Annotated in this window: 16 protein-coding genes; 5 read left to right on the top strand and 11 right to left on the bottom strand. The window is 64.6% G+C overall.

Annotated elements, in window-relative coordinates; all coding sequences use genetic code 11:
- Nucleotides 1-74: 74 nt before the first annotated feature.
- Genes FAZ21_RS00715 through FAZ21_RS00705 form a run of 3 tightly spaced genes read left to right on the top strand, consistent with a single transcriptional unit; the run spans nt 75 to nt 3,973 of the window.
- Nucleotides 75-1,862 carry an extracellular solute-binding protein gene (locus FAZ21_RS00715; protein WP_136771356.1) on the top strand — a complete coding sequence of 596 codons (1,788 nt, stop codon included), beginning with the start codon at nt 75-77 and terminating at the stop codon, nt 1,860-1,862.
- A gap of 27 nt (nt 1,863-1,889) precedes the next feature.
- Nucleotides 1,890-2,948, top strand: coding sequence for a microcin C ABC transporter permease YejB (locus tag FAZ21_RS00710; protein WP_136771355.1), 1,059 nt, complete (start codon nt 1,890-1,892; stop codon nt 2,946-2,948).
- Entirely contained in the window at nt 2,945-3,973 is a 1,029-nt protein-coding gene (locus FAZ21_RS00705; RefSeq protein ID WP_136771354.1) for an ABC transporter permease, read from the top strand. Before FAZ21_RS00710 ends, FAZ21_RS00705 begins: the two co-directional genes overlap by 4 nt.
- A gap of 21 nt (nt 3,974-3,994) precedes the next feature.
- Here the strand turns inward: FAZ21_RS00705 and FAZ21_RS00700 are convergent, their stop codons facing one another.
- From FAZ21_RS00700 to aroQ, 9 genes are all read right to left on the bottom strand, one after another.
- Entirely contained in the window at nt 3,995-4,801 is an 807-nt protein-coding gene (locus FAZ21_RS00700; protein WP_169307193.1) for a DUF3025 domain-containing protein, read from the bottom strand.
- A 7-nt stretch (nt 4,802-4,808) separates the two neighbouring features.
- A complete protein-coding gene (locus FAZ21_RS00695) occupies nt 4,809-5,285 on the bottom strand; it encodes a hypothetical protein (RefSeq protein WP_136771352.1) in 477 nt (158 codons plus the stop codon).
- A gap of 138 nt (nt 5,286-5,423) precedes the next feature.
- Complete coding sequence (tpx, locus tag FAZ21_RS00690; protein WP_136771351.1) at nt 5,424-5,924, bottom strand: thiol peroxidase; 501 nt, start codon at nt 5,922-5,924, stop codon at nt 5,424-5,426.
- A gap of 109 nt (nt 5,925-6,033) precedes the next feature.
- Nucleotides 6,034-6,582 (bottom strand): thiol peroxidase, encoded by a 549-nt coding sequence (tpx, locus tag FAZ21_RS00685; protein WP_136771350.1) that lies wholly within the window; start codon nt 6,580-6,582, stop codon nt 6,034-6,036.
- A gap of 160 nt (nt 6,583-6,742) precedes the next feature.
- Nucleotides 6,743-7,882: a DUF3426 domain-containing protein gene (locus FAZ21_RS00680; protein ID WP_136771715.1), complete on the bottom strand. Its 1,140-nt coding sequence runs from the start codon at nt 7,880-7,882 to the stop codon at nt 6,743-6,745.
- Between the two features lie 111 nt (nt 7,883-7,993).
- Entirely contained in the window at nt 7,994-8,884 is an 891-nt protein-coding gene (gene prmA, locus FAZ21_RS00675) for a 50S ribosomal protein L11 methyltransferase (RefSeq protein ID WP_136771349.1), read from the bottom strand.
- Nucleotides 8,885-8,960: 76 nt separating this feature from the next.
- Entirely contained in the window at nt 8,961-10,328 is a 1,368-nt protein-coding gene (gene accC / locus FAZ21_RS00670; RefSeq protein ID WP_136771348.1) for an acetyl-CoA carboxylase biotin carboxylase subunit, read from the bottom strand.
- Between the two features lie 76 nt (nt 10,329-10,404).
- Entirely contained in the window at nt 10,405-10,860 is a 456-nt protein-coding gene (gene accB, locus FAZ21_RS00665) for an acetyl-CoA carboxylase biotin carboxyl carrier protein (RefSeq protein WP_136771347.1), read from the bottom strand.
- Nucleotides 10,861-10,890: 30 nt separating this feature from the next.
- Nucleotides 10,891-11,358 carry a type II 3-dehydroquinate dehydratase gene (aroQ, locus tag FAZ21_RS00660; RefSeq protein WP_136771346.1) on the bottom strand — a complete coding sequence of 156 codons (468 nt, stop codon included), beginning with the start codon at nt 11,356-11,358 and terminating at the stop codon, nt 10,891-10,893.
- A gap of 220 nt (nt 11,359-11,578) precedes the next feature.
- Between aroQ and queA the strand changes: the two genes are divergently transcribed.
- On the top strand, nt 11,579-12,598 hold the full coding sequence (gene queA / locus FAZ21_RS00655) for a tRNA preQ1(34) S-adenosylmethionine ribosyltransferase-isomerase QueA (protein ID WP_136771345.1): 1,020 nt from the start codon (nt 11,579-11,581) through the stop codon (nt 12,596-12,598).
- On the opposite strand, the gene FAZ21_RS00650 is transcribed toward queA, so the two are convergent.
- Nucleotides 12,599-12,946, bottom strand: coding sequence for a hypothetical protein (locus FAZ21_RS00650; RefSeq protein ID WP_136771344.1), 348 nt, complete (start codon nt 12,944-12,946; stop codon nt 12,599-12,601).
- A 160-nt stretch (nt 12,947-13,106) separates the two neighbouring features.
- On the opposite strand from FAZ21_RS00650, the gene FAZ21_RS00645 reads away from it, so the two are divergent.
- A complete protein-coding gene (locus tag FAZ21_RS00645) occupies nt 13,107-13,604 on the top strand; it encodes a DUF6803 family protein (RefSeq protein WP_136771343.1) in 498 nt (165 codons plus the stop codon).
- Nucleotides 13,605-13,653: 49 nt separating this feature from the next.
- On the opposite strand, the gene FAZ21_RS00640 is transcribed toward FAZ21_RS00645, so the two are convergent.
- Nucleotides 13,654-14,289, bottom strand: coding sequence for a CAP domain-containing protein (locus FAZ21_RS00640; RefSeq protein ID WP_136771342.1), 636 nt, complete (start codon nt 14,287-14,289; stop codon nt 13,654-13,656).
- Between the last annotated feature and the right edge of the window lie 8 nt (nt 14,290-14,297).

Raw genomic sequence — 14,297 nt, 5'->3', positions numbered from 1 at the left:
AAACTGTCGCCGATTCTACCACGCAGGGTCCGACAGCCATGCCGCCGTCGGCTGCGTCCATTATGATCGGGAGCATGCCGCGCCTGATCCTCTTCCTGCTGTCCAGCCTGTTGCTGCCCGCCGCCCTGGCCGGGCATGCCATTGCGCTGGGCTATACGCCCAAATACCCGGCGGGCTTCGCCCATTTCGATTACGTGAATCCCGACGCCCCCCGCGGCGGCAGCCTGCAATTGCCCAACCCGGACCGGCGTACCAGCTTCGACAGTTTCAACCCGTTCATCATCAAGGGCACATCGGCCGCCGGGCTGACTGCGCTGATGTTCGAGAGCCTGATGACCAGCAGCGACGATGAGCCGGCGTCGAGCTACGGCCTGCTGGCGGACGATGTATCGGTGGCGGCCGATGAACTGTCGGTGACGTTTCGGGTGAATCGGGCGGCGCGCTTCTCCAATGGCGATCCGGTCCTGGCCGCCGATGTGAAGTTCAGCTTCGATACGCTGGTGAGCACCAAGGCGTCGCCGCAGTTTCGCGCCATGCTGGTCGACGTGAAGCGGGTGCGATTGCTGGATATGCATCGCCTGCGCTTCGAGTTTGGCCGCAGGAACCCGGAGCTACCGCTGATCATCGGCAGCCTGCCGGTGTTTTCGCGCAAGTGGGGCGGCGGCAAGCCGATCGACCGGATCGCGTGGGACAAGCCCATTGCCAGTGGCCCCTATCTGATCGAGTCGTACCAGAATGGCCGGCAGCTCACCTATCGCCGCAATCCCGCCTACTGGGGCACGGCCTTGCCGACCCGGCGTGGCATGTTCAATTTCGAACGCATCACCTATCGCTATTACAAGGACGAGGTGGCGCGGCTGGAGGCCTTCAAGGCCGGCGAATTCGATTTCATCGTCGAGAATAGTGCCAAGAACTGGGTGCGCCAGTACCTCGGCCCCAAGTTCCGTTCCGGCGAGCTGATCAAATCCAGCTTCCGCCATTACAACACAGCCGGCATGCAGGGCTTCATCCTCAACACGCGGCGTCCGCAGTTTGCTGATCCGCGTGTGCGGCGCGCGTTGGGGCTGGCGCTGGATTTCGAATGGATGAACCGGCAGTTCTTCTATGGGCAATACACCCGGTTGAACAGCTACTGGGCCAATAGCGAGCTGACCGCCAGTGGCCTGCCCGGACCGGATGAGCTGAAGTTGCTGGAACCATTGCGCGGCAAGCTGTCGCCCGAAGTATTCGGCCCGGCGCGCGAGCCGTCGGACACCACGCCGCCGCATTCGCTGCGGGCCAACCTGCTCGAAGCCCGCGAACTGCTGCGGCAGGCTGGCTGGACCTATCGCGATGGCGCGTTGCGCAATGCCGCCGGCAAGCCATTCGAGTTCGAGTTCATGGACGACAGCGGCCCGATGCTGCGGGTATTCCTGGCCTTGGCGCGTAACCTGGAAAAGCTGGGCATCCGCGGCACGCCGCGCACGGTCGATTACGCGCTGTACCAGCGGCGGATGGATGACTTCGACTTCGACATGACCACGCTGCGTTTTCCCGACAGCCAGAGTCCGGGCAACGAACTGTACGACTATTTTTCCAGCAAGGCGGCCGGTACCAAAGGCACCGGCAACTTCATGGGCGTGCGCGATCCGGCGGTGGACCGTCTGATCGATGCCGTGGTGGCCAGCGAGGACCGCGCGCAGCGCGTCACCGCCGTGCGCGCGCTGGACCGCGTGCTGCGCCAGGGCGATTACGTGATTCCCCATTGGTACAGCGCGGAGCATCGCGTGGCCTATACCAGACGGATGGACCATCCGCAGAACCTGCCCCGCTACTATTCGGCCGAGCCGTGGATGGTGGCGACGTGGTGGATCAAGCCTTGACGCCTCACGGCTGACCCAGGAATCCCGATGCTGCACTATCTGCTCAAGCGCCTGTTGCTGATGATCCCCACGCTGTTCGGCGTGATGCTGATGGCTTTCGTCGTGGTGCAGTTCGTTCCCGGCGGGCCGGTGGAACAACTGGTGTTCGAGATGAAGGGGCGCGGTGCCGGTGCCGAGGCGGCCGGTGGCGGCGGCGGAGGCGGGCTGTACCAGGGCCAGAAGGGTCTGGATGCCGAGCAACTGGCGCAGATCAAGGCGCAATTCGGCTTCGACAAGCCGGCGCTGGCGCGCTTCTGGGACATGCTCAAGCAGTACGCCACCTTCGACCTGGGCGAGAGCTATTACCACCATCAGAGCGTGTGGTCGCTGATGGTGGAGAAGCTGCCGGTATCGATCTCGCTGGGGATGTGGACCTTTCTGCTGACCTATCTGGTGTCCATTCCGCTGGGCGTGGCCAAGGCGATGCGGCATGGCAGCCGCTTCGATTTCGCAACCACCTTCGTGTTGCTGGTGGCCTATGCGATCCCCGGCTTCGTCCTCGGCGTGCTGTTGCTGGTGTTGTTTGGCGGCGGCAGCTTCTGGCAGTTGTTCCCGCTGCGCGGGCTGACCTCGGACGACTGGGCGTCGCTGAGCCTGATGGGCAAGGTCACCGACTACCTGTGGCACATGGCGCTGCCGGTGTTGTCGATGGTGCTGGGCGGGTTTGCCACGGTGACGCTGCTGACCAAGAACAGCCTGCTCGAAGAGATACGCAAGCAGTATGTGCTGACGGCACGCGCCAAGGGGCTGACCGAGCGGCAGATCCTGTACCGCCACGTGTTCCGCAACGCGATGATTCCCATCGTCACCGGCTTTCCGGCTGCCTTCGTTGGCGCTTTTTTCACCGGCAGCTTGTTGATCGAAACGCTGTTCTCGCTCGATGGCCTGGGTCTGTTGTCGTTCGAATCGGTGGTGCGGCGCGATTATCCGGTGGTGCTGGGGTCGCTGTACCTGTTCTCGCTGATCGGCCTGCTGACCAAGCTGACGTCCGATCTGTGCTACGTGCTGGTCGACCCGCGCCTGCGGTTCGAAGGGAGCAGCCGATGAGCCCGGTGCGCGTCGGTCCGTGGCGCCGCGCCTGGCGGCGTTTCAAGGCCAATCGCCTGGGCTACTGGAGCCTGCTGGTGTTTGGCGCGATGTTCGTCGTCAGCCTGTTTGCCGAGGTGGTTTCCAACGATCGCCCGCTGCTGGTGCACTACGACGGACAGTTCTATTTCCCCATTGTCCGCGATTACCCCGAGACTGCCTTCGGTGGCGATTTCAATACGCCGACCGATTACCTCGATCCGTTCGTGCGGCAGCGCCTGAGCCACGGCGGCAACTGGGCGCTGTTCACGCTGAACCATTACGCCCCGAACACGCTGAACTATTTTTCCGGCCTGCCCAACCCAGCGCCGCCGTCGGCGGAAAACTGGCTGGGCACCGATGAAAAAGGTCGCGATGTGCTGGCACGGTTGATCTATGGCTTTCGGGTCTCGGTGCTGTTCGGGCTGGCGCTGACTTTTGTCGGCACCCTACTGGGCATTGCCTTTGGCGCGATCCAGGGCTATTTCGCTGGCAAGGTGGATTTGTTCATGCAGCGGGTGATCGAGGTCTGGGGGGCGATGCCCGAGCTGTACCTGCTACTGATCGTGGTATCGATGTTCGAGCCGAGCATCTGGATCCTGTTCGTCGTGCTGTCGGTGTTCGGCTGGATCGGTCTATCCGACTATGTGCGCGCGGAGTTCCTGCGCAACCGCAATCTGGAGTATGTGACCGCGGCACGTGCGATGGGGCTGACCGACTGGCAGATCATCCGCCGCCATCTACTGCCGAATTCGATGACGGCGGTGATCGCATTCCTGCCGTTCCGCAAGACGGCGGCCATCCTGGCGCTGACCGCGTTCGATTTCCTGGGGCTGGGCGTGCCCCCTTCCACGCCGTCGCTTGGCGAGTTGCTGGCGCAGGGCAAGGCCAATCTCGACGCGTGGTGGATTTCGCTGTTCACCTTTTTCACGCTGGTTGCGCTGCTGATGCTGCTGGTGTTCATCGGCGAAGCATTGCGCAATGCACTCGATCCGCGCGCGCAGTAGCGACTGAGTGCCCTGGCCGTCTCATGGTGGCGAGGGGGTTCGGTGCTTCCGGCGCGGGCGAAAATAGCCGGCATCGGCGTAGAACGCGTCATCCTGCGTTGGCCACCAGCCGGGGATACCCAGGTAGGGCAGTGGCGGTAGCTGGCGTGGCGATTGCAGCATGTCGGCGTCGATGGCCGCGGCCAGGCAGGCATCCAGCCAGGCCATCCGTTGTGGCAGCGGCCAGTCGAAATATGCGGGCGCAACGGCGATCGGCCAGCATTTGCCGGTCAGGCCCACGAACGGCGCCAGCAGGTTTTCGAATGTGGCGTGGCCGAATACCTGGGCTTCGATCTGTGTGCCCCACGCCGCGCGGCGCGTGACAAACAGCGTGCGCCAGTCGTGATCGCGCAGCGCCCCGGCCAGCGCCTCGTCGCAATAGGGCAGGATCAACCCGCATTCATCGAACAGCGTGGCGGCGTCGCGCACGGGGCCGCGCTGCCCGTTGCCGGTCATGGGCAGCAGGCGATGGTGCAATACGTTGAGGGCGGCCTTGGTGCGGGGATAGGCATGCCAGACCAGGGCATTGAAGCAGTCGTGCCAATTGAGTGGTCGGGTGGCGATCCGGCCCAGCTCATGGATTTCCGCTTCGTAATAACGGGTGAGGCTGGCTGGATCGACGCAGGTGAGCGCGTGGCCGGATCGGGTAAAGACCGGTGCCAGCCGCTGCCAGTCCGTCAGATCGGGAAAGCCGCCGAGCCGGTCGAGCCAGGGGCCGAGCGCGGCGAAGGCGGGGTGCCCGGAAAACAAAACCGCCGGCCAGGCCGGCGGTTGCCAGGGGTGATCCACGGGTGGATCAGAGCTTGCCGAGTTCCAGCCGGCCTTCGCCCAGCACCGCGGCGCCGGCATTGGCGGCATCAAGTGCCTTGATCACCAGGAAATAGGCCTTGCCCTGGGTGCAGGGAGGCAGGTAGTTGCCGCTGCCGCCCTCGGGGCCGGCGACCAGCGCGAAGCCGGCGGGCAGCTTGCCCTGTGCCTGGACGCTGGGCACCTGTGCGCTGGCCACGCCCTTGTTCACCGTGTAGAGCAGACGGCCCATACTGCCGCCGCCGCGTTCGGTGAACTCGATCAGCAGGCCGCCCGTGCCTTGCGGCAGGTCGAATACATTCAGGGCGGGCGTGGACCCCTGGCCGCCCAGTTGAGCACATTGCTGGCCCGGCGGTACGGCGACGCCGTTCCAGGCGGGGTTGGCGAAACGCACGGTCAGGCGCGGGCCGGCAAACGCCGGCAGGGAGACCAGTGCGACCAGGGCAATCAGCAGGCTACGTTTCATGGCAGTGTTCTGAGTTGATCGGGGCGAATCGTGAAGCATTGTAGCGGATTCGTGCACGCTAAAACGGTCAGGGCGCTCACATGGTTGACGGCGCGCAGGTGGAGAGGACGGCCGGGCGCGGCCATCCTCCGCCCAGGCTTAGCCCAATGCCTTCAGTGCGGCATCGTAATCCGGCTCTTCCTTGATCTCGGAAACCAGCTCGGCGTGCACGACGCGGTCGGAGGCATCCAGTACCACGACGGCGCGCGCGGCCACGCCGGCCAGCGGACCATCGGCGATCGCGACGCCGTAGGCTTCCAGGAACTCGCGGCCGCGCATGGTGGACAGCATCACCACGTTGTCCAGACCTTCGGCGCCGCAGAAGCGGCTCTGGGCGAACGGCAGGTCGGCCGAGATGCACAGCACCGCGGTGTTATCCAGCTTGTTGGCGGCTTCGTTGAAGCGGCGTACCGAGGCGGCGCACACGGCGGTGTCCACGCTCGGGAAGATATTCAGCACCTTGCGCTTGCCCGCGAACTGGGCGAGCGAAACATCGGCCAGATCCTTGCCGACCAGCGAAAACGGCTTGGCCTGGGCGCCGGCGGCGGGGAACTGGCCGTTCACGGCAATGGGGTTGCCGCCGAGAGTGACTTGAGACATCGGTATGCTCCTGTTGTGGTGGTTGTGTGCTGTCTGAAAGTGGGGGAAAGACGAGCGATTGCAAGGTGCCCGGCAAAACAAAAGCCCCGCCGGGGCGGGGCTTGACGCATCAGGCGACCGGCGTGATGCCCGGTTCCAGCAATTGCTCGGGGGGAGGGGGAATGAGTGCCTGGCTCATTGCCTCGTAATTCGGTTCGGCGTTGATGTCCTGGACCAGTTCGGCGTAGCGCACGGTGTCGTCCACATCCAGTGCGATCAGCGCGGTGGCCATCAGGCCCGACAGCGGGATGTCGGTGATCATCACGCCGTAATCCTTGTGGAAATCGCGCCCCCGCAGCGTGGACAGCAACTGGAAGTTGCGGAAGTCCTCCTGATGCAGCAGGCGTTGCATGGCATATGGTGTATCGACGGAGACCAGCAGCGTCACGGTGTTGTCCCAACTGGGTGCCAGGGCTTCCAGGCTGCGAGCGATGGTGAGCCCGATGGCGGCATCGACGCTCGGCACCACCGCGATCACCTTGCGCCGACCCCAGAACTTGGACAACGGAACGTCCTGAAGCTGGGTATCGACCAACATGAAGCTGGATGCCGTATCGCCCGGGCGCGGAAAGCGTCCGCCGACACTGACAGGGGTGCTGTTGAGCATGACGGTTGCCATGAGGTTCTCCTCCTGATTCGGAATTGTTCAGTATCGTTATCCCCCCAAACGATTACAAGCAGCGTTGAATCGGTCAGTGGAGGGCAGTCTGAACGGGAGAGAACGGCTGGTTGGCAGTGCAGCCTGCGCGGTGCCGTGGCGGAAGCCCGGCCGGATCGGATCAGGGATAGAACCAGTACAGCGAGTACCCGGTGGACGACAGCTCGCCGACATCCAGTTGCAGGAAGGCGCGCAACTCATCGTTGGGGGCCAGATCGGTACGCTTCTTGTCATCGGCCGCCAGGTATTGCGCCGGTGTGAAGCGCTTCTTGGCGACGACGTGCTCGGCATCGTCGGTCAGTGTGAGTTCCAGCACCGGCAGCGCCTGGGCATAAGGCGCCAGGTTGCGTACGGAGGCGGCAAGCTGGATCAGGTTGCCGTGATCCGGGACATAGGTCAGCTCCGAGTAGTCGGAGCGCAGCAACTCTGCGTTGCGGGGCAGCGGCATTTCGCAACCGGCATACAGGCAGGCGTGCACCAGGGGTTCGCGCAGCCATGGGAAGTCGGTGGCCAGCGTGCTGCGGTAGCGCAGGCCGACCTGCCCCACCAGCCCCAGCAGCAGCAACAGGGTCAACGGCAGCAGCAACCAGCGCCAGCGGGATGGCGGGGGAGGGGGCGCCAGCAGCGCTTCGTCTTCGGCGGTGCGGATCGGGCGATAGACCGAGTTGAGCGTCAGGGGTGTTTCCTTCAACGCTGCTCGCAGGGCTTCCTGGTCGCGTTTGTCCGCCTGCTTCTGGGCGACGGACTTCGGCCGTACCTCGCGGGTTTCCTCGATGGGTTCCGGCTCGGCCTCGGGTTCCGGCGTGACGACGGCTTCCGGCTCGGGCATGGGCTCGGGCGCGGGTTGCGCGGCGTTCGCCGATGCGCTTTGTGCCACGGCCCGGGCGGCCTGCCGCGCCTTGCGGGCGGCGATGACGAGATCCGCCACGCTGGTTTCGGCGGGGGCCGCTACCGGCGTGTCATTGGGCGCCTCGACGGGGGGCGGTGGCGGTTCCGGTGGGGCTGCCGGCGCGGGAGCGACCGCGGGTGCGAGCGGCTTCGGCACCCGGTGGGCGGTGGCCGGCGGCACGATCTCCATCTTGGGCGGAGAGACCGGCGCCGGTGGCGGCGTTTCTTCAAGAACCGGCGTTTCGATGCAGGCGCGGGCGTTGAACACGAACGCACACTTGCCGCAACGCACCTTGCCGCCATGGGCGGCAAGCTGGTCCTCGCTGACCTTGAAGGCGGTGCGGCAGTTGGGGCAGCGCGTGACGTGGTTCATGGGGGTCGATTGTAGCGGTCCACGCGGGAAGCGCAATGCACTCGCGCGCAAAGCGGCACCGGCGCCACGCGGGGCAGGCCATGCCGCCGCAGGGGCCCGATGCGCGGTGGATCAGCCGTGCTTGCGGCCGGACAGGCACACCCAGCCGTCTTCGGCCGCTGCGGGCGCGAAGTCGAACCAGGCACCGTAGATCTCGCGGATTTCCTCTGCCTGTTCAGCCAGGATGCCCGACAACGCGATCCGTCCACCCGTGCGCACCCGCGATGCCAGCATCGGCGCCAGCGCCTTGAGCGGGTTGGTCAGGATGTTCGCGACCACCACGTCGTACTCGCCTTCGGGGGCATCGTCGGGCAGGAAGAAGGCGATCTCCACCGCGTTCTGCTCGGCATTCTGCCGGCTGGCAACCATGGCCTGCGGGTCGATGTCGACCCCGTGGGTGATGCCGGCGCCGACCTTGCGCGCCGCGATCGCCAGGATGCCGGAACCGCAGCCGTAGTCGAGCACGGTTTCGCCGGGCTGGATATTGCGATCCAGCCATTGCAGGCACAGCCGCGTGGTCGGATGGCTGCCGGTGCCGAAAGCCAGACCCGGATCGAGCGCGATATTGATCGCCTCCGGGTCCGGTGCCTCGTGCCAGGTCGGCGTGATCCACAGCCGCTCGGAAATGGGGATCGGCTCGAATTGCGCCTGTGTCAGCCGCACCCAGTCCTGTTCCTCGACGGTCACCGTCTCGAAGGCCGGTGCGGCGATACCGGCTGCATTGGCCGCTGCCGTCACGGTCAGCGCGGCATCCATGTCGTCGGCCAGGTGCACGACCACGATGCTACGATCCCACATCTGGTCCACCGGCTCGCCCGGCTCGCCGAAGATGGGCTTTTCCTCGGCGGTACCGGCCGCCGCGTCCTCGATGGACACCGACAGCGCGCCCAGGTCGAACAGCGCATCCGACAGGGCCTCCGCGTGTTTGGAATCAGTGGTGATGCGTAGTTCGGTCCAGGGCATGGCAATCTCGGTCAGGCAGGTGGGACATCATGAAAAAACGGGGCTTTCACCCCGTTTTTTCCGGCATTCATCCGTTTTAGTGCGAGCTTTCCAACGCCACACGAATATCCGGCATCTTGTGTTCCAGATAGTGGATGCTGGTGCCGCCCTTGAGGAACTCGGCGTCGAGCAACAACTGCTGGTGCAGCGGGATATTGGTGTGGATGCCCTGCACCACCATTTCCGACAGCGCGATGCGCATGCGGGCGATGGCCTGTTCGCGGGTGAAGCCGTAGGTAATGATCTTGCCGATCATGCTGTCGTAGTTGGGCGGGACGAAATAGCCCTGGTAGACATGCGAATCGACGCGAACGCCGGGGCCGCCCGGGGTGTGGTAGGTGGTGATGCGGCCGGGGCTCGGTACGAACTTGAGCGGGTCCTCGGCGTTGATCCGGCATTCGATGGCATGGCCGCGCAGCTTGATGTCCTTTTGTGCATACGCGAGCGGCAGGCCGGCGGCAACGCGGATCTGCTCCTGCACGATGTCCACGCCGGTGATCAGTTCGGTGACCGGATGCTCCACCTGCACGCGGGTGTTCATCTCGATGAAGTAGAACTCGCCGTTCTCGTACAGGAACTCGAACGTGCCGGCGCCGCGATAGCCGATCTGGCGGCAGGCCTTGGCGCAGGCTTCGCCCACTTTCTTGCGCTGGGCCTCGGTGATGCCGGGAGCCGGTGCTTCTTCGATCACTTTCTGATGGCGGCGTTGCATCGAGCAATCACGCTCGCCCAGGGAGATGGCGTTGCCGTGGGTGTCGGCGAGCACCTGGATTTCCACGTGGCGCGGGGTCTGGAGGAATTTCTCCATGTAGACCACCGGGTTGCCAAATGCCGATTGCGCCTCGGCCTTGGTCATTTCCACCGAGCGCAGCAGTTCTTCTTCGTTGTGCACCACGCGCATGCCGCGTCCGCCGCCACCGCCCGCCGCCTTGATGATCACGGGATAGCCGACGCGCTTGCCGATGGCGAGGATTTCCTTGGGGTCGTCCGGCAGGGCGCCATCGGAGCCGGGCACGCACGGTACGCCAGCTTTTTTCATCGCATCCTTGGCGCTGACCTTGTCGCCCATCAGGCGGATCGATTCAGGCGTGGGGCCGATGAAGGCGAAGCCGGATTCCTCGACGCGTTGCGCGAAGTCGGCGTTTTCGGAGAGAAAGCCATAGCCGGGATGGATGGCATTGGCGTTGGTGACTTCTGCGGCGGAGATCAGCGCCGCCATGTTCAGGTAGCTTTGCGGAGAGGGGTTCGGGCCGATGCAGACCGATTCGTCCGCCAGCTTGACGTACTTGGCTTCGCGATCGATCTCGGAATGGACGACCACGGTCTTGATGCCCATTTCCCGGCAGGCGCGCAGAACCCGCAAGGCGATCTCGCCACGATTGGCGATCAGGATCTTCTCAAACATGTCTTTAACTCCGTGGGGAGTGAAGGTTGCGGAAGAGCGGGCGAGGCCACGCTCGTTCCTCACACCTCACAGATCCTTACCCGATCACGAACAGCGGTTCGCCATATTCCACGGGCTGGCCGTTCTCGACCAGGATTGCCTTGATCGTCCCCGACTGCTCGGCTTCGATTTCGTTCAGCAGCTTCATGGCTTCGATGATGCACAGCGTTTCGCCGACATTCACCGACTGGCCCACTTCGATGAAGTTCTTGGCGCCGGGGCTGGCGGCGCGATAGAAGGTGCCGACCATCGGCGATTTGACGACGAAACCTTCGGGCAGGCCATTGCCGGCCGGCGCGGCGTCGGCCACCGGGGCCACCGGTGCGGCGGCGTTGGGCACGGCGACCTGCATCGGTGCTTGGGCGTAGATCGGCTGGGCGTGCTGGGTGACGCGGGTGATCCGAACCTTTTCCTCGCCCTCGGTCACTTCGAGTTCGGCAATGCCGGATTCCTCTACCAGGTCGATCAGTTTCTTCAGTTTGCGCAAATCCATGCGGCAACCCTTCCTTGATACGTTGTGCGGTTACGCCTGTTGCGGCGCTTCTGGAACGGAGTAGTCGAGAGCGTGGGCAAGTGCGTATTCATACCCCTTGGCACCCAGCCCGCAGATGACTCCCACGGCAAGATCGGAGAAAAACGAATGATGACGGAACGCTTCACGCGCATGCACGTTGGAGAGATGCACTTCCACGAACGGCTTCTTCACCCCCGAGATCGCATCGCGCAGGGCAACGCTGGTGTGGGTGAAGGCGGCTGGATTGATCACGATGAAGTCGGTACCGTCCGCGACCGTCGCATGGATGCGCTCGATCAGCTCGTATTCACGGTTGGACTGGAAGACTTCGACCGTTGCACCGCGTTGCTGGCCGATGTCGACCAGTCGGGCGTTGATCGTGGAGAGTGTCTCGGCTCCATAGTGCTGCGGTTCGCGCACGCCGAGCAGGTTGAGATTCGGGCCGTGCAGCACGAGTACCTTGCGGACCTTTGGCATCTGCAACCCCGTTCGTTTCTTACTCCTGAGATGGGGCGGAGTTTGCCGAGCCGAAAAACGCTTGTCCAGCAAATTCGACGAAATTCACGGCATTTTTACGCCAAAACGCTCGTTTGAAATTGTTGCCGCTCCAATACGCGCGCGGGCTCGGAACGCACGACGCAGGTATACTCTTGTAGTTTTCCTACGGGGCTTTGCTCCCCTACGCCTACGGATTTCGATGCAAATCAGCGATTTTGACTACTTTCTGCCCGAGCACCTGATCGCGCAGTTCCCGCCAGCCGAGCGCGGCGCCAGCCGATTGATGCATGTGGCCGCCACGGGCGCTGCCCATGGCTGGTTCCGGGAGTTGCCCGGTCTGCTGCGCGCGGGCGATGTCCTGGTCTTCAACGACACCAAGGTGATCAAGGCGCGGTTGTTCGGTCACAAGGCCAGCGGCGGTGCCATCGAGGTACTGGTCGAGCGGGTGCTCGATACCCGGAATGCCCTGGCGCACGTGCGTGCCTCCAAGGCGCCCAAGCCGGGCACGCGGCTGGTGTTCGACGGTTTCGAGGCCGAAATGGTGGAGCGGCAGGGCGATCTGTTCCTGCTGCGTTTCCTGGGCGAGCGCTCCGTGCTGGAGCGCCTGGAGGAGGCGGGCCGGCTGCCATTGCCGCCCTATATCACCCACACCCCCGACGACGAGGACGCCAGGCGCTACCAGACTGTCTATGCACGTGATCCGGGCGCGGTGGCCGCGCCCACTGCCGGCTTGCACTTTACCGAGGCCTTGCTGGACGAAATCCGTGCGCTGGGCGTGCAGACGCATTTCCTCACCCTGCACGTCGGTGCCGGCACGTTCCAGCCGGTGCGGGTGGACGATATCGCCCAACACGTGATGCACCATGAGCGCTATAGCATCCCGGCTGCCACCATTGAGGCGATCCGCGCGGCCAAGGCCAGCGGCGGGCGGGTGATCGCGGTGGGCACCACCAGCCTGCGAGCGCTGGAGGCAGCGTCGCAGGAGGTGCTGCTGGGGCAGCCGGAAGGCGATACCGATATCTTCATCACGCCGGGCTATCGCTTTCGCGTGGTCGATCGGCTGATTACCAATTTTCATCTGCCCAAGTCGACGCTGCTGATGCTGGTATCGGCCTTCATCGGGCTGGATGCGATGCGCGCAGCCTACGCGGAAGCGGTGGCGCGCGAGTACCGCTTCTTCAGCTACGGCGACGCCATGTTGCTGGAACGCGCCGGGTAATCAGATAACTATCGGTTTGCACTGGATCAAACCGGTGCCGGATTCTTCCGTGCGCCGCGCCTGGGCGATACACAATCCCGTGTATTCCCGCCCCGGTTGCCCGTCATGCGCGCGCGTTGGCTCATGTTCTGCCTGTTGTGGTTCGCCGCCACGCCCTTGCTGGCAGGCATGAGTACGCGCGCGCCGGAGCCGTGCCACCCAGCGCAGATTTCCCGGCAAGCCCCGGCGCACCACGCGCCCGCCAAGTCGGCGCCTTGCCCGGTGGCGCTTGCCTGCTGCATCGCGGCCGGTCATGCCGTCGCGATCTTCCTTGCGCCGCCTCGACTGGAAGGTCTGCCGGTGCGCCATCCCCACGCGCCGTCCTTGTGTTCCGGCGTGCCACAGGCACCCCCGACCCCGCCACCCCGAACCCTCGCCTGATCGTCGTGCTTTGCCCCGACGGTGCCCCTGGCACCGCATCCTGCGTGCGCGTCGCGCGCGCTATCGATCATTGCGAGAGGTTGCTTCGATGTACATGACCCATTACATGGCGCTGCTGGCCGATAACCAGCCGTGGAATCTGATCCTGTTCATGGCCGTGCCGGTGATCCTGGCCGAAACCGTGGCCATCACCGAACTGTTCATCCTGCTCGGCCGGGCTTACGACGGCGCGCTGCGCCGGATCAACCGGGCCGCCAGCATTGCCGCCGGCATCTATTTCACTGGCGTCTTTATCTATCTGATGCTCAATGCAGTGGTGCCGCTGACGCAGCAGGGATTGTGGCGCGGCCCGGCGGACTGGATCGCGGTCGGCTTCTATCTCAGTGGCGTGATCCCGCTGGGCGGGCTGGCATTGCTGGACCTGAACTGGATCTGCCGGCGCGCGGATGTCCAGCGGCGGATGGCGATCCATGCGTCGCTGGTGGCGTTGTTCCTGGTGGTGGCGCACGTGGCGATGGTGTTCGGTATGCTCGATCCGAGCGTGCTGGGCGCGATGCCAATGGCGGCCGCCCACGCCGGGCATTGAGATGGCGTCGGCCGGTCGCGCGTGGTGCGCGGCCGGCGCGTCGGCCGGGTCAATACGGATTCTGACCGACGTAATTGCCGGCCGGCAGATAGTTGCAGACCCACACTTCGCCCTGGGCGCATCGGCTGCGGCCGCAGCCGACCTGGGTGGTGGTCTTCCAGACGATTTGCGTGTAGTGTCCGCACGCCTTTCCGGCGGCGCAGCTCTTGGTCGAGAAGTCGTAGTCCGGTTTTTCGCCCGCCCATGAGCCCACCACGTCGGCGGCGTTCCAGCGATACCCGTCATACGCGACGGAGACCCAGCCGGCGAACAGGTTTTCGCCGGTGGTGGTGCCGTCGAGCTGCCGCTCCGCGCCGCTGCGGTGCGTGAGGTTGCAGCTATTGGTGCTGGCAAGATGGTCGGCCCAGGTCTGGGCGAATGTGGCCAGCCGCTCGGACCAGCTCAGGGCTGGCAGGCCAGCCTGCTCGTTACTGCGCACGCTGTTGTGCTGCGCCAGCAAGGCAACCGCCACTGCATCCGGCACATTGGTCGGTACGCTGGTCGGCGTGGGAGTTGGTGTGGGAACCGGCGTCGTACCGGGTGCGGTCGGCGTTGGGGTCGGTTCGGACGAATCGTCGCCCCCACCCCCGCCGCAGGCGCTGAGCAGGATGCAGGCGAGCAGGCAGCACAGGGAAAGGGCACGCATCACGGGTC

Source organism: Chitiniphilus eburneus, assembly GCF_005048205.1.
Classification (GTDB): domain Bacteria; phylum Pseudomonadota; class Gammaproteobacteria; order Burkholderiales; family Chitinibacteraceae; genus Chitiniphilus; species Chitiniphilus eburneus.
This window is presented reverse-complemented; position numbering and strand designations above follow the sequence as displayed.

Excerpts from the sequence above, each read along its gene's own strand:
- FAZ21_RS00640 (WP_136771342.1), bottom strand. The coding sequence starts at position 14,289 with ATGCGTGCCCTTTCCCTGTGCTGCCTGCTCGCCTGCATCCTGCTCAGC.
- tpx (WP_136771350.1), bottom strand. The coding sequence starts at position 6,582 with ATGGCAACCGTCATGCTCAACAGCACCCCTGTCAGTGTCGGCGGACGC.
- FAZ21_RS00680 (WP_136771715.1), bottom strand. The coding sequence starts at position 7,882 with ATGAACCACGTCACGCGCTGCCCCAACTGCCGCACCGCCTTCAAGGTC.
- accC (WP_136771348.1), bottom strand. The coding sequence starts at position 10,328 with ATGTTTGAGAAGATCCTGATCGCCAATCGTGGCGAGATCGCCTTGCGG.
- FAZ21_RS00650 (WP_136771344.1), bottom strand. The coding sequence starts at position 12,946 with ATGGCGCACCGGCAGACCTTCCAGTCGAGGCGGCGCAAGGAAGATCGC.
- FAZ21_RS00695 (WP_136771352.1), bottom strand. The coding sequence starts at position 5,285 with ATGAAACGTAGCCTGCTGATTGCCCTGGTCGCACTGGTCTCCCTGCCG.
- aroQ (WP_136771346.1), bottom strand. The coding sequence starts at position 11,358 with ATGCCAAAGGTCCGCAAGGTACTCGTGCTGCACGGCCCGAATCTCAAC.
- prmA (WP_136771349.1), bottom strand. The coding sequence starts at position 8,884 with ATGCCCTGGACCGAACTACGCATCACCACTGATTCCAAACACGCGGAG.
- FAZ21_RS00715 (WP_136771356.1), top strand. The coding sequence starts at position 75 with ATGCCGCGCCTGATCCTCTTCCTGCTGTCCAGCCTGTTGCTGCCCGCC.
- queA (WP_136771345.1), top strand. The coding sequence starts at position 11,579 with ATGCAAATCAGCGATTTTGACTACTTTCTGCCCGAGCACCTGATCGCG.
- accB (WP_136771347.1), bottom strand. The coding sequence starts at position 10,860 with ATGGATTTGCGCAAACTGAAGAAACTGATCGACCTGGTAGAGGAATCC.
- FAZ21_RS00705 (WP_136771354.1), top strand. The coding sequence starts at position 2,945 with ATGAGCCCGGTGCGCGTCGGTCCGTGGCGCCGCGCCTGGCGGCGTTTC.
- FAZ21_RS00710 (WP_136771355.1), top strand. The coding sequence starts at position 1,890 with ATGCTGCACTATCTGCTCAAGCGCCTGTTGCTGATGATCCCCACGCTG.
- FAZ21_RS00645 (WP_136771343.1), top strand. The coding sequence starts at position 13,107 with ATGTACATGACCCATTACATGGCGCTGCTGGCCGATAACCAGCCGTGG.
- tpx (WP_136771351.1), bottom strand. The coding sequence starts at position 5,924 with ATGTCTCAAGTCACTCTCGGCGGCAACCCCATTGCCGTGAACGGCCAG.